Below are 14,340 nucleotides of genomic sequence, written 5' to 3'. Positions count from 1 at the left end.
GTGGGCCCTAATTGGTATAATGTTTATGTTAATGTTACAAAACGGTTACAAATTCTGTAACTATATTGGATTCAAATAATAGCCCAAATGGAGGGCGCAGCTTGGAGGCGATTTATTGATGAAGTTTGATTCCTCAATATTTGACTTTATAAAGAGTAAAACTAAAATTGACATAATAGGGAATAATAAAAAATGGAACCTTAACAACAACAGGTTCAGAAGATTTCTGGCAGTGATGACAGCGGTGGCAGTTGTGGGGGTAAGCTTTGTCAGCTACTCGGTAAATGACACAAGAACCAAGGCATTTGATGTTTATCTGGGAGATGAGCACATAGGAGTTGTAAGGACAGAAGAGGAAGCGCTGGAGGTTTATGGAGAACTAAAGGAAAGTCTCAAGAGTACATATGACATGGGAGTTGTACTTGACAAAGAGCTTGATTTTAAGGAAACAAACGCCAAGGACGAGGCTTTGTCAACGGCAAATGAAATTAAATCAAATATAAAAGATAACATAAATGTAAGCGTTGCTGGATTTGAGCTGATCGTAGACGGAGAAAGTTTTGGAATCTTCAAGTCGGGGCAGGAAGTGGAGTATATACTGGATACAGTAAAATCATCATACCTTCCACAGCTTGCACAAGAACAGGATACAGAGGCTACAGGGGGTCAGGTTGAGGAGATATCTGCTCCAAAAACCCACACTGTAGAGGATGGCGACAATTACTGGACAATAGCCAGGCAATACAATTTAACCGCAACAGCTCTTGAGGAAGCTAATCCTGGAGTTAATCCTTCAAGACTAAAGCCAGGAGATGTAATCAATCTTACAATTGACGGAAAAGCTCAGGAAGAGGTTAAGGCTCAAGTAAATGCACCGGTTGTGGACAATGACGCAGATATCAAGGAAGTTGACTTTACAGAGGATATAGAGGTAATAAAAGTGGAGACAAGTTTCAACAAGCTTGCAGACCCTGATGAAACAGTGGCTAGAATCAGGGAAGGTAAAGAGGAAATGAGGACGCACATAGTAGAGGTTGGAGAGAGCTACTGGATTATAGCAAGAATGTATGACACTACGGTTGAGGAGCTGCTAACCGCAAACCCAGATCAGGATTCACAGGCACTTAAGCCAGGAGATGAGGTAAATCTGTTTGTACCTACACCTCTTCTTACAGTTAGAACCGTTGAGCAGGTACATTATACTGAAGATACGAATTATGAGACGAAAATAGAGACAGATGATTCAATGTATAAGAATCAGAAGAAGATAATCACCAAGGGTGAAAAAGGAAAATCAGAGATAGTTGCAAATGTTACGAAATTGAATGGAATTGTTGATGAGAAGGAAATTATAAGCGAGAAAGTAATAGTCGAACCTGTAACAGAGGTTATAAGACAAGGTACAAAGGAATTGCCAAAGACGGCAGCCACAGGGTCCTTTATGGTTCCAACCAGTGGTAGACTATCTTCTCCCTATGGAATGAGAAATGGTAGTATGCACAGGGGAATCGACCTTGCAAACAGCACAGGAACAAAGGTATTTGCAGCCGACGGAGGCAGGGTTACCTTTGCAGGTTACAAGGGAAGCTATGGATATATGATTGAGATAAACCATGAAAATGGGTATGTAACTAGATACGCACATTTAAGCAAGATGTATGTTAAGTCAGGAGACAGAGTTTACAGAGGTCAGCACATAGCTGCAATGGGTAGCACAGGTAGATCAACAGGTCCGCACCTGCATTTTGAGGTTCTTTTAAATGGATCTCACCAGAACCCAAGCAGACATATATATAAATAGAAATCAAGGAAGCGTGGAAACTCCACTCTTCCTTTTTTTGTGCCATTTTAGAGATATAGTGTCCATGCAAGTGTTATTGCTCCGAAAAGAGCCGTAACTGAAATTACAAAGGGAAGAATTTTACGTAGGATGTCGCCTTCCTTGCCAAGTATACCTGCAGTTGTTGCTCCTAGGACAACATTGCTGGGAGCTATGGAGGTGCCAATGCTTCCACCGGCAGTCTGGGCACCAAGAAGAAGGAAGCTATCTACCTGAAGGATTTCCGATAGAGAGTATTGAAATCCACCAAAAAGTATATTCGAGGACATGTTGCTGCTTGTGATAAAGGCTCCGATAAGACCCACAAATGGACTGATTCCAGAGTAGAGATTGCCGAACAATGAAGCCACACCATAGGATAGGATCTCTGTTTGACCTGAGCCGGTCATCAATCGTGAGATGCCCATAAGTGATAGTATTGCTATGCTTGAAGGAAGAGCCTTTCTAAGAGTCCTTGTGACAACCAATGAAAGGCTGCCCTTTCTTACAAAGGATCTCCTCAGATAAAACCCATATCCCATTAGTGCAGATAAGGCCAAGAAGAAGGAAGCATGTGTAAAGGGTTTAACTGGTGCATACATATCAACTGAAGCATTCTGGACTCCCAGACCTGTGGAGGAAGCTGGAAAGCTTGGTCCATAAGCTAAGGATCCAAAAAATTCATTCAGTGGTAATATAAGCAAAATGGAAAGGGTTATGACAGTCATGGCAACATATGGGAAAAATGCCTGGAACACACTCATATCATGTTCTGCATCATCATACTTTTCAGCTTTTGAGAATTCCATTATTTTACTATCAATAACTGACCAGCTATCTCTGTAAATTTTCATTCTTGAAACCAAAAGCAAAACACCTGCTGAAGCGGCACTTGGAACAAATACCCCAAGATCGGGATTGAGCTGTGTCATAAGGATTTGTCCAAAGCCCTGTGTAATGGACACCGCTAGAATAGCAATGAAGCCTTTGCCAATTGCTTTAATACCACCGTAGAACCAAGCGATCGTAAAGCCTGATGAAATGTTCAGAACTGAAAGGAGTAATGAAGCGTAAAATGCAGCCCATACTGTAGAGCTAAGGTCGGTCTGCAGAATCAACGCGTGCCAAGCAAGTGCAAGAGTGCCAAAGGTACCTGCCCAACAATGCCCTATAAGAGGAATCACAACTGCCCAGATAGGTGCAACCCCAATTCCAATGAGCAGAGGAGCTGTTACCAGTATGGGAACTCCGAAACCTGTTACACCTTGGAGAAAGCTTGAAAATACAACACCAATAAGAATAATCCTTAGAAGCTCATTGGGAGCGGCATCTACAAAGGCCTGATTGAGTGTATCAAAGGCCTTGGCTTCTCTGCTTGTCTCATATAGCAATATGGCAGTGATCACCACTGAAATTATGCTTACTGAACTCCAAAGAGCCTTGCCTGATTCAACAAGTATCAGCTGGGGAGTAGCCTTGAAAATGAATATTGCAGTAAAAAGGGTAACCAGAAGTGAAACGGGAGCAGCCTTGAGAGCTGACAATTTTAATCCAACCATAAAGAGAAGCAGCAGTAGTATGGGTAAGGCTGCCATAAGCCATAATAGAAAATTAAATTCCAAGTTCATATGTATACCTCCAAAATGTAATTGTCATACTCATCATACAATTTATCCAAATTACATACAATGAAAATATTTGCTAATGAATATCCAATAAATTATCCTCATGTGATATACAAACTATCCAAACAAAGAAAAAAAACCAATAAACCTTATCATAATCTGATAAGGTTTATTCAATTGAAAGGTGATAAAATTTACATTGAGTTAAATAAGCAATCCTTGAGGGTACGGGTTATAGTTGTATTGAACTGAATAAATGGGAGGAATGGTAGTATGATATCAGGACTTGTAAAAAGAAATACATATCAGGACTCAGTAAATTTGATGCTTTTAAGCACAAAGCTAACTGAGATGGAAGGGGTGCGCAAGGTATCAATAATGATGGGGACTCCTGCAAACAAGGATATATTCAGGAATACAGGAATGTACTCCGCAGAGTTTGACTTAGCCAATCCCAATGATATCTGCATATCTGTTGATACAGACTCGCCTGATATGCTCAAATCCATCAGTGAAAAACTGGAAGAATTCATATCCGATCTATCATCCAAGTCAAGCGCCACCCAGCTTAAAAAGGCAAAGAGTTTAAAGGGAGCATTAAAGAAGATTGAAGATCCTAATCTGGCACTTGTGTCCATTCCTGGAGAATATGTGTTTGATGAAGGGAAAAAGCTGCTGAATGAAAACATGAATCTTTTCATTTTCAGCGACAATATGGACTTTTGTGAAGAAAAGGAATTGAAGGAACTTGCAAGGGACAAGGGATTGATAGTTATGGGACCTGATTGTGGTACAGGGATTATTTCTGGAGTCCCGCTTGCCTTTGCAAATGTTGTCAATAAAGGGAATATAGGAATTGTCGGAGCATCCGGAACCGGCATTCAAGAGGTCAGCAGCATAATCAGCAGATTGGGAGGAGGCATTTCACATGCTATGGGCATAGGTGGGCGAGATTTGTCTGAAGAAATTGGAGGAATCTCTGCTAAAATTGCTCTTGATTATCTGGCTAATGATAAGGGTACTGAAGTCATTGTTTTCATTTCAAAGCCTCCAGCAGAAGCCGTAAAGAACTCAATAGTGGAAAAGTTAAAGGTGATTGGAAAAACAGCGGTTGCACTTTTTCTCGGGGAAGAGGAGAAGGGACCGGAAGATAATCTCCATTATGCTGCCACTCTTGAAGATACTGCAAATCTGGCATTCTACCTCTCCAGAAAAAAGAGCGTCTATAAAGGGAGGGTGAAGGAGCTTGAAGAAAGACTAGACCTTATCAGGCTAAACCAGAGGCAAAAATCCGTTCATGGATACTATGGTGGAGGCACCTTGGCAGGTGAAGCAAAGCTTATACTTAAGAAACATATTAACAAGCCAGGATGTAAAATAATTGATTTTGGCGATGATGAGTATACAAAAGGCAGACCCCATCCAATGATAGACCCAGGGACAAGAATTGATGCAATCAAAGGGCTCAAAGATAACGGGGAAGTAGCGGTGGTGATCTTTGATAATGTAATCGGTTATGGTTCAAGTACGGATATGGCAGGGTCATTGGGGCCACACATAAAGGAAGTATTGGAATATAAGAGAAAGAATGGGAGAGATATAATTTTTATTGCTTCAGTATGCGGGACAGAGGACGATGTCCAGGTATATTCCAAGCAGGTTGAGGAGTTGGAGAAGGCTGGAGTAACGGTTATGAGCACCAATGCTCAATGTGCCAAGCTTGCACATGAGATAATGGAGTATCTAGATGGAGATTGGAAGCATGAAGAGAGTTACTCTGGCTTGCTGGGAGAAGACCTAAGAGTAATAAATGTCGGGTTGGAGAGTTTTGGAAAGACTTTATATGAGCTGGATGTAAACCTTGTGCAATACAACTGGACACCAACAGCAGGTGGGAATAAGGACCTGCAAAGAATGCTCCAGAAATTAGAAAATATATAGGGGGTATATAAATGATCTATAAGAATCTTGACCAGGCAAATGAAGCAGTAGTAGCCAAAATAACGGAAGCGCAACCATTTCTGGTTGATGTCGTACCTGCAAAGTCAGTTATCAAAGAACTTGATGGGAAAAGTTTGCTGCATGCAGGGCCACCAATTAAATGGGAAGATATGACGGAGCCTATGCAGGGGTCCTGCTACGGCGCAGCAATATTCGAAGGATGGGCCTCATCCAGGGAAGAGGCTGAGAAACTACTATCAGAAGGCAGCGTCACCTTTATACCCTGCCATGATGTTGATGCAGTGGGACCCATGGGGGGAATCACTTCTGGGAGCATGCCAGTGCTTGTTGTTGAAAATCGGGAGCATGGAAATAGAGCCTACTGTACCCTCAATGAAGGAATAGGCAAGGTGCTTAGATTCGGAGCATATGGAGAAGAGGTTGTGAACAGACTTCATTGGATCAAGGATGTGCTGGGACCCTCCTTATCAAAGGCACTTGGGAAGATGGAGCAAGGTATGAACCTGGGTGTAATAGTTTCAAAGGCCATTACCATGGGTGATGAGTTCCATCAGAGAAACATAGCGGCTTCTGCCTTGTTTATGAAGGATATTATGCCATATTTACTGGAGGCGGAAATTTCACACAGAGAACTTAGGGAGGTATCAAAATTCCTGGCTGATACAGACCAGTTCTTTCTTAACATAGCCATGGCATATTGCAAGTCTGTTATGGATGCTGCAAAATCCATAGGGGAAGGAACTATAGTTACGGCAATGACCAGAAACGGAAATGAGTTTGCCATAAAGGTATCCGGACTTGGAGATAAGTGGTTTACGGCGCCGGTTAATATGCCAAAAGGATTGTTCTTTACAGGATATACACAAGAGGATGCGAATCTGGATATGGGAGACAGTGCAATCACTGAAACTTTTGGAGTAGGTGGGATGGCAATGATCGCCGCACCTGGAGTGACCAGGTTTGTTGGTGCCGACGGAATGGGAGCCGCCATGGAAATCAGTGATGAGATGGAGGAAATCTCAGCTGGACACAATCAGAACCTTGCAATTCCCACATGGGATTTCAAAGGAGCACTTGTGGGTATTGATGTCAGAAAAGTAGTTGAAACTGGAATAACTCCATTGATAAATACAGGCATCGCCCATAAGAAAGCAGGTGTGGGTCAGATTGGCGCTGGAACTGTAAGGGCTCCATATGATTGCTTTACCAAGGCTCTAGAAGGACTGGTGGAGAAGTATGCTTCAGAAGAAGACAATTAATCCACTTGCAATAGATGGAGATGTTATACCTCTCCTCGAAAGACCCAACAGAATCAGAATCCATAGCCAGTTCGAAAATACTATAAATTACATTACGGACCAGGGATTGATGGTTGTTACAATGAACGAAGAGGTTCTCCCACCTTTGGGGATTATTTTAAGCAGGGATAATTTTCGGGAGTTCTCATTGGAGAAAAGGAAGTTCGTCATTTTGGAATCAAGAGTATACTCCTCATACATTGATACCTATGGTAAATATCCAGATGGAAGAATATTTGATGTTTATATGAAAAGATTTCTGCATGATAATCTTGAAAATGGATTGGGGCTTGAAATTGAGGAAATTGAAAAAATCCTTAAGACCAGGAGATTATCCAATCTTTCAGAAGAGGACAAAATATTGTGGGATATGATAAATGGAGCAGGTGCAGTTGATATAGGGTCCATTGTAGGAAGAGGCAAGGGACTTACCCCAGCATGGGATGACTTTATTGTTGGCTTTTATGCGGTTCTCAGAGCTAATTGCGCGGATGAGGCCTTTAGACATAGAATCGAGGAGCTTCTATTTGATGAAGATGTAAAGCCAACAACCGACATATCCCATGACTTTTTGACTAAAGCAGTCAAGGGATCCTTTAGCCAAAATATTATAAGTCTAGTGAATTCCATTCAGAATAATATTTTTGATGAAAAGTCCTACCTTAATGTGATAAAATATGGTGGGACATCAGGAGTTGATACATTTATAGGGATTATGTCAGGATATGCAAGTCTGCTGGGATTTAGAACAATATGAATGGGAGTGGTCAGTATGAGTAAAGTTATGATAGCCTTAGGTGGAAATGCACTTGGAAACAATCCGAAGGAGCAACTTGAACTGGTAGGAAAAACAGCCAGGCCAATTGTTGATCTGATTGAGGAAGGACACACAGTAGTTGTGGCACATGGAAACGGGCCACAAGTTGGAATGATTAACTTATCTTTTGAGACGGCTAACCTTACTGACAGCAAGGTTCCAGAAATGCCATTTCCTGAATGTGGAGCAATGAGCGAGGGGTATATAGGATATCACCTTCAGAATGCAATAAAAAATGAGCTCACGAAAAGAAGTATTGAGAAATCAGTAGGCACAATAGTAACCCAGGTAGTAGTGGACCGACATGATATGGCCTTTGAGAATCCTTCCAAGCCCATTGGAGGATTTTATACAGAAAAAGAAGCAAAAACATTGGAGATCGAAAAAGGATATACAATGGTTGAGGATTCTGGAAGGGGATACAGGAGAGTGGTTCCATCACCAAAGCCTGTTGACATAGTTGAAATAGACATGATAAGAGATATGGTGGACAAGGGACACGTTGTAATTGCAGTTGGGGGAGGAGGAATACCTACCCTGAAGGAGGATGGAAGGCTTAAGGGCGTAGCGGCAGTGATCGATAAGGACCTGGCAAGTGAAAAGCTTGCAGAGATGCTGGACTGTGACATATTATTCATATTAACCGCTGTTGAAACAATAGCTCTGGATTTTGGCAAACCAAGCCAGAGGGAATTACGTTCAATGACTGTTAAAGAAGCTGAACAGTTTATAGTAGAAGGACATTTCGCCCCAGGTAGCATGCTTCCAAAGGTAATGGCTGCAGTGGACTTTGTCAAATCCCATCCAGAAAGGAAATCAATCATCACATCATTGGAGAGTGCCAAGGCTGCCATCCATGGTGATACAGGAACCAGAATAATTTCAAGCTAACAAAAGCCCTCCTTCATGGAGGGCCTGTCTGCATTAAAATTAGGATAGGATTGAGAGGGAACCAAATGGGAATCTTTTTAAAAGACATACTCAAAATGTCATGCTTTGAGAATTCAAAGCTGGTATCAGGAAAAGAGATAATCGATAGAACTGAAGTGGAAGGTATAACCATTGTTGAAAGACCGGATATTGCCAATTGGATAAAGGGAGGAGAACTTCTCCTTACAAGTTTCTACTCAATAGAAATGGATATCCAGGCACAGAGAAAGCTTGTTGAAGATGTGGCAAGAAATGGTGCGGCGGGGATTATAATAAAGGTTTCAGACATGGTACCGATAGTACCCAGTGAAATTGTTGAAACAGGTAGGGATTTGAACTTTCCAGTTATTTCAATAAGCAAGGATGTCAAATACATAGATATTCTATATCCTGTGATGGGTTTGCTGTTCAATGAGCAGGTATACAAGCTGAACTACTACAAGGAATGCCACGATAAGTTCAACAAACTGTCCCTGGAAATGAAGGGGGTTGAATCCATTGCCAAAACCCTTGATGAGATGGTGGAAAATCCGGTAATTATTTTTGATAGTGAAATGAGGATTCTTGCTTACAGTAATGAACATTTTTCGGAACTGAATGTTTCTGAGAAGAAAATGAGAAAAATGATTTATGAAGGATACCCAATCTATGGGCTAGATATCAATTTTGATAGAGATGAGTATCACCTGACCATGGAACCCATTGAAGTTGTAAACAGAGTTCAAGCTTATCTTGGGATACTTGAAGTAACCAGGGATATGAGTAAAATGGACTTTATAGCCCTTGAAAGCGCGGCCAATACCCTTAGGCTGGAGATCCTCAAGGAAACGGCTGTAAATGAAGCAAAGCTTAGGTATAAAGGTGACCTTATGGATGATCTCATAAGCGGAAACTATGATTCCATTCAGAGCATCTATGATAGAGGACAGATTCTTGGTTGGGATCTGAAGAAAAAATATCTTCTAGGTCTTTATAACATAAGCTGGAAGAACAAGGGAAAACTGGAGAACAATGCCGAATGGTCTCTTGAGTCAAGAAATATAGTAAAAACGATTATAGATAGGATCGCATACCACCACACCACGGGACATATTTCACTGATAAAAGGTGAAGAACTAATTGTATTTTGGCCGGTGGTTGAAAATGATAGCACACAGAACTCTATAAAAAATTTCAAGATATTTGGCGAGGAAGTCAGGGAAACCGCAAAGAAAAGATTTGGGGAGGTTTCAGTAACCATGGGCATTGGAAGCGTAGCCGAATCGGTTGAAGACATGGGAAGAAGCTACAGTGAGTCCAAAGATGCAGCAATTTTCGGCAAGAGAATTTTCGGTGAAGATTCAACAAGTGTATTCGAAGAATTGGGGATCTATAGGATGTTGTGCAGCTTTGAGGACCGAGATGCTTTGGAGGGTTTTATACCAGAAAGTCTGAGAAAGCTTAAGAGCTATGACAAGGACAAAAACAATGAACTGATGGATACATTTGAAATGTACCTAAAATGCAATCTGAACGCAGTAAAAACAGCAGAGGAGCTTTATGTTCATTATAAGACTGTCCTTTATCGTTTAAACCGGATAAAGGAACTTACTGGTCTTGATATCGAGGATAGGGATAAAATGCTTGAAATCGAAGTAGGTTTAAAAATCATGAAAATAATTGGCTAAAATAATCCTGGTTTCAAAATGGAAACCAGGATTATTTTTAAATTTCAGGATCTCTGTTACAATCCTTGGAATATACATAAGACAAGGGTTCGTAACCAACCGAATAGGTAGCTTGATGAACAAATGGTCCCATCCATATAAAATCTCCCTTTTTAACAGAAATCCAATCGTTATCCAAGTTATACATGCCTTCACCGGACAGGAGGTATGCTCCGTGTTCTTGAACATGGGTTTCAATGTAGGGGTGGGAACCTCCTGGTTGGAAAGTAAGTATATGGAAGTTCATATCAAATTCCACACTGGTAGGTAGAAAATCTACCAATGTGACATCCTTCATGTCCTCATAGAGGTTCACTGTAAGATTTTTTACATTGTCGCATACAAGCCAAGGCTCGCCAACTCCTTCAGCAGGGATGTATCTTTGTTTGTATAGAACCAGTTTCGTGTTCTCATCACAAACGTTAGTCATGATCATGCTCTTGCTGGGCGGACAGTAAAGAAATCCCTGCTCCTCAAGATCATATGTGTCTTCATCAACTTTAACCTGAAGCTTACCGGAGATTACATATACAAAGGTTTCGATGCCATCACCACCAAATCCTTTTCTGTTACCTCCACCAGGATTAAAATCCACAAGGTATTCTACAAAGCTAGCACCAAGCTTTGGTGAAGCTATTACACTTATCCTGGCATCTTCAAAATGTGGTATAACATTGTTAACCAGCCCATCAGGTGGGATAAGGGCAAAACTGCCATGGTTTATTATTGCTCTGCTGCTAAGTAAATCATTTCTATAACCCATTTCTAAACTCCCTTCATGAATTTATTGATATTTATCTCACTACATCTATATTATCAATCTTATCAGATACAAATCCATTAGCAATACAGGATAAAAAAAAACTACAGTCTTTGTCAGTTGTTATAGCTGCAATATAGTTACAATATAAGTACAAGGAGGTTATAAATTATGATACGACAATCAAATGAGTTCAAGATTGAAAAAATCGTGGGATTAAAAGGCGGCAAAGGTTATGTGACAGTTGTAAATTTCTTTGAAGAAATGGATTTTTTAGGGAAAGGAAGGTTATATGGGAAGTCAATAATCGAACCTGGGAATTCAATAGGCTATCATACTCATGAGGGAGACCAGGAAGCATACTTTATACTTAAGGGGAAAGCCCTCTACAATGATAACGGAGAAGAATCAATTTTGGAACCAGGAGATCTTGCAATCTGCAGAGATGGTGACTCTCATTCAATAGAAGCCTATGGAGGGGAATCACTTGAGTATGTAATGTTAATCTTGTATAGTTAAATCTGGAATATTTATCAAATCAAGATAAAAACGAAAAAACTTGATTGATATACACTTAACGATAATTATAGAATGTTAATCTTGAAGGAAGTGATTAGATGGTAATAGACAGCTTTAATTCAAAAGAGTTGGAGACTTTGATAGAAGATCTATCTGAATATGGTGGTGCCGATGGCAAGGGGATAACCAGGCTTCTATTTGACAATAGCTGGATAGCCGCACAAAATTGGTTAAGGGGGAAATTTTCTGAGAAAGGTCTTCAAACCTATTACGATGTATCGGGTAACCTATATGGAAGACTAGAAGGAAATCAGATTGACTCCATAATCCTTACTGGATCTCATATAGACACAGTTGTATCAGGTGGTAAGCTTGATGGTCAATATGGGATAATTGCGGGTATGATGGCTTTGGAATATCTAAAAACCAAGTACGGCACTCCCAAGAAGACATTGGAGGTTGTATCCATGGCTGAAGAGGAGGGTAGCAGGTTTCCATTTACATTCTGGGGATCAAAGAATATTGTCGGAACTGTAAGTGAAGAAGAAATGTCTGAAATTCATGATGCAAATGGTATTAGTTTCAAGGAAGCACTGAAAAAGGCAGGATTTGACTTTAAGAAAAAAAGTGATGAGAAGAATATTGAAGCATTTATTGAGCTTCATGTTGAACAAGGTGGGGTCCTTGAGATTGAAAAAAAATCCATCGGTGTGGTACACCATATAGTAGGTCAGAACAGGTATATTGTAACAGTAAGTGGAGAAGCAAATCACGCAGGAACAACACCTATGGGCTATAGAAGAGATTCTCTAAACGGAGCAGCCAGAATGATTTGCGAAATAATGGATAAGGCTAGAGAGTTTGGAGATCCTTTGGTGGCAACTGCTGGGAAATTGGAGCTTGTTCCAAACACTTCAAACGTTGTACCAGGGAAAGCGACTTTTACATTGGACATTAGACATATAGACAAGAATATCATGGGGAAATATATAGATGAAATCATGGCCATGATGAAAAGGATTTCAAAAGAGATGAATTTGGAACTTGAAGTTGAGAAATATATGGATGGTGAACCGGTACAAATGGATAAAAATCTGGTTGAGGTAATACGCAATCAGTGTGAAGAGAAGGGAATGAATTTCAGGATGATGCACAGTGGAGCTGGCCACGATGCTCAAGTTATGGCTCTTAAAGTCCCTACAGCATTGATATTTGTGCCAAGCCATAAAGGAATAAGCCATAATCCAGAAGAGTATACTGAACTAAGTGATCTGGTTGAGGGAGTAAAAATATTGATTGAGACCTTATACAAACTTGCTTATTAGGCCAGTAAGCAAGTATTACATAAAGTAGATAAATGATAAATGAATATCTTAGCAACACTAGACAAGATAAAAACTTGTTGAGCTAGTATAATTGAATCATGATTCGTTATTTATATAACAATCAAACAATTGTTGAAAACGGTTTCAGAATGAGTGCTCATGACCTTTAAAGTAAGAGAAGAACTAAAATCCACAGGAAAAGAGGGAAAATATGTTTGATCTGGTACTTAAGAATGGAAAAATTGTGACACCAGAAAGGATTTATGAAGGTAATATTTGTGTCAAGGACGGTAGGATAGCTGCCATCACATCATTATCTGAAGAAGTACAAGCAAATGAAACGGTTGATGTTGGAGGAAAGTTAGTATTTCCCGGTGCTATTGACACTCATGCACATCTTAATGATCCTGGATACAACTGGCGAGAAGATTATGAACACGGAACAGCAGCTGCTGCTGTAGGAGGTATAACAACAGTAGTGGATATGCCGTTGCAAAATGAGCCTGCATTGACTGATGGAAAAATTTTCGATGCAAAAATAAACAAGGTATCAAAAAATGCATACGTAGATTACTGCTTTTGGGGAGGACTGGTGGATTATAATCTTGATAAGTTAATAGAGTTGGATGAAAAGGGATGTGTTGCATTCAAGTCCTTTATAGGTCCTGTTTCTCCAGACTACGTATCGCTTACAATTGGTCAGGTAAGGGAAGCGCTAGAAATACTAAAAACCGTTGATGCAAGAGCAGGCTTTCACTGTGAAGACTATTCCATAATTAAATGGGAAGAGGCAAGAGCCCAGAGAAAAGCGAACATAAGCTGGGAGGATTTCCTTAACTCACGCCCGTTAATTGCAGAAGTCATTGCTACGAAGAATATAATCGAACTTGCAAGAGAAACTGGAACTAAAGTTCATATATGTCATGTTAGTCATCCGGAAGTTGCAGAGGAGATAAGAAAAGCAAAGCAAGAGGGAATAGACATAATTGGAGAAACCTGTTCCCACTATCTTACATTCAGCAGAGAAGATGTAATCGCCAATGGAAGTCTTTTTAAGTGTGCACCCCCACTTAGGGAAATGGAAGCCGTAGAAAAGATGTGGGAATATGTTGAGGATGGAACTCTTAGTTGCGTAAGCTCTGATCATTCTCCTTGTGCATTGGAAGAAAAGTCGGAAGATGAGCATGGAATTTTTGGTGCATGGGGTGGGATTAGCGGTATCCAGAATGTTTTTCAGGTCTCATTTAGCGAAGGAGTCGTTAAAAGAGGTTATTCACCAACAATTCTAGCCAGGAGTCTAAGTGAAGGTCCGGCTAAAGCTTTTCAGCTATATGGGAAGAAGGGTGCTATAGAGGTTGGTTTCGATGCAGATTTGGTTGTTTTAGATCCGGATATGGAGTGGGAAATAACATCAGATTCATTGAAGTATGTGAATAAAATATCAGCTTTTGTAGGATTGAAAGGAAAAGGATTGCCTATCATGACATTTGTCAGAGGGAATTTAGTAGCGAGGGATAATGAAGTAGTAGCTGACAAGGGATTTGGTGAGCTTGTTAAGAAAATAAAGTGAACGGAGGCG

Annotated in this window: 11 protein-coding genes; 9 read left to right on the top strand and 2 right to left on the bottom strand. The window is 40.4% G+C overall.

What is annotated here, in order from left to right:
* Window positions 1-118: 118 nt before the first annotated feature.
* Entirely contained in the window at window positions 119-1,801 is a 1,683-nt protein-coding gene (locus tag ACKVDP_RS03110; RefSeq protein WP_409227373.1) for a peptidoglycan DD-metalloendopeptidase family protein, read from the top strand.
* Window positions 1,802-1,848: 47 nt separating this feature from the next.
* On the opposite strand, the gene ACKVDP_RS03105 is transcribed toward ACKVDP_RS03110, so the two are convergent.
* Window positions 1,849-3,447 (bottom strand): L-lactate permease, encoded by a 1,599-nt coding sequence (locus ACKVDP_RS03105; RefSeq protein ID WP_409227344.1) that lies wholly within the window; start codon window positions 3,445-3,447, stop codon window positions 1,849-1,851.
* Between the two features lie 270 nt (window positions 3,448-3,717).
* Here ACKVDP_RS03105 and fdrA point away from each other — a divergent pair, with 270 nt between their 5' ends.
* The 5 genes from fdrA to ACKVDP_RS03080 all read left to right on the top strand — a co-directional run bounded on the left by fdrA (window position 3,718) and on the right by ACKVDP_RS03080 (window position 10,118).
* A complete protein-coding gene (gene fdrA / locus ACKVDP_RS03100; RefSeq protein WP_409227343.1) occupies window positions 3,718-5,385 on the top strand; it encodes an acyl-CoA synthetase FdrA in 1,668 nt (555 codons plus the stop codon).
* Window positions 5,386-5,396: 11 nt separating this feature from the next.
* Window positions 5,397-6,665 (top strand): YlbE family protein, encoded by a 1,269-nt coding sequence (locus ACKVDP_RS03095; RefSeq protein WP_409227342.1) that lies wholly within the window; start codon window positions 5,397-5,399, stop codon window positions 6,663-6,665.
* Window positions 6,643-7,461, top strand: coding sequence for an oxamate carbamoyltransferase subunit AllH family protein (locus ACKVDP_RS03090; RefSeq protein WP_409227341.1), 819 nt, complete (start codon window positions 6,643-6,645; stop codon window positions 7,459-7,461). Before ACKVDP_RS03095 ends, ACKVDP_RS03090 begins: the two co-directional genes overlap by 23 nt.
* A gap of 15 nt (window positions 7,462-7,476) precedes the next feature.
* Window positions 7,477-8,412, top strand: a complete 936-nt coding sequence (gene arcC / locus ACKVDP_RS03085; RefSeq protein WP_409227340.1) for a carbamate kinase — start codon at window positions 7,477-7,479, stop codon at window positions 8,410-8,412.
* Between the two features lie 65 nt (window positions 8,413-8,477).
* A complete protein-coding gene (locus tag ACKVDP_RS03080) occupies window positions 8,478-10,118 on the top strand; it encodes a PucR family transcriptional regulator (RefSeq protein ID WP_409227339.1) in 1,641 nt (546 codons plus the stop codon).
* 37 nt (window positions 10,119-10,155) lie between these two features.
* Here ACKVDP_RS03080 and allE read toward each other — a convergent pair whose 3' ends face one another.
* A complete protein-coding gene (allE, locus tag ACKVDP_RS03075) occupies window positions 10,156-10,920 on the bottom strand; it encodes a (S)-ureidoglycine aminohydrolase (RefSeq protein WP_409227338.1) in 765 nt (254 codons plus the stop codon).
* Window positions 10,921-11,088: 168 nt separating this feature from the next.
* Between allE and ACKVDP_RS03070 the strand changes: the two genes are divergently transcribed.
* The 3 genes from ACKVDP_RS03070 to allB all read left to right on the top strand — a co-directional run bounded on the left by ACKVDP_RS03070 (window position 11,089) and on the right by allB (window position 14,331).
* Window positions 11,089-11,436 carry a cupin domain-containing protein gene (locus tag ACKVDP_RS03070; protein ID WP_409227337.1) on the top strand — a complete coding sequence of 116 codons (348 nt, stop codon included), beginning with the start codon at window positions 11,089-11,091 and terminating at the stop codon, window positions 11,434-11,436.
* Window positions 11,437-11,534: 98 nt separating this feature from the next.
* A complete protein-coding gene (allC, locus tag ACKVDP_RS03065; RefSeq protein ID WP_409227336.1) occupies window positions 11,535-12,761 on the top strand; it encodes an allantoate deiminase in 1,227 nt (408 codons plus the stop codon).
* Window positions 12,762-12,972: 211 nt separating this feature from the next.
* A complete protein-coding gene (gene allB, locus ACKVDP_RS03060) occupies window positions 12,973-14,331 on the top strand; it encodes an allantoinase AllB (RefSeq protein WP_409227335.1) in 1,359 nt (452 codons plus the stop codon).
* Window positions 14,332-14,340 lie beyond the last annotated feature (9 nt).

Source organism: Gudongella ferriphila (genome assembly GCF_046224405.1).
Lineage (GTDB): Bacteria > Bacillota > Clostridia > Tissierellales > Tissierellaceae > Gudongella.
The sequence above is the reverse complement of the archived record's forward strand: the minus strand, read 5'-3'. Positions and strand labels throughout refer to the sequence as shown.

Coding starts and splice junctions, on each gene's coding strand:
- ACKVDP_RS03110 (WP_409227373.1), top strand. CDS start 119: ATGAAGTTTGATTCCTCAATATTTGACTTTATAAAGAGTAAAACTAAA.
- ACKVDP_RS03105 (WP_409227344.1), bottom strand. CDS start 3,447: ATGAACTTGGAATTTAATTTTCTATTATGGCTTATGGCAGCCTTACCC.
- fdrA (WP_409227343.1), top strand. CDS start 3,718: ATGATATCAGGACTTGTAAAAAGAAATACATATCAGGACTCAGTAAAT.
- ACKVDP_RS03095 (WP_409227342.1), top strand. CDS start 5,397: ATGATCTATAAGAATCTTGACCAGGCAAATGAAGCAGTAGTAGCCAAA.
- ACKVDP_RS03090 (WP_409227341.1), top strand. CDS start 6,643: ATGCTTCAGAAGAAGACAATTAATCCACTTGCAATAGATGGAGATGTT.
- arcC (WP_409227340.1), top strand. CDS start 7,477: ATGAGTAAAGTTATGATAGCCTTAGGTGGAAATGCACTTGGAAACAAT.
- ACKVDP_RS03080 (WP_409227339.1), top strand. CDS start 8,478: ATGGGAATCTTTTTAAAAGACATACTCAAAATGTCATGCTTTGAGAAT.
- allE (WP_409227338.1), bottom strand. CDS start 10,920: ATGGGTTATAGAAATGATTTACTTAGCAGCAGAGCAATAATAAACCAT.
- ACKVDP_RS03070 (WP_409227337.1), top strand. CDS start 11,089: ATGATACGACAATCAAATGAGTTCAAGATTGAAAAAATCGTGGGATTA.
- allC (WP_409227336.1), top strand. CDS start 11,535: ATGGTAATAGACAGCTTTAATTCAAAAGAGTTGGAGACTTTGATAGAA.
- allB (WP_409227335.1), top strand. CDS start 12,973: ATGTTTGATCTGGTACTTAAGAATGGAAAAATTGTGACACCAGAAAGG.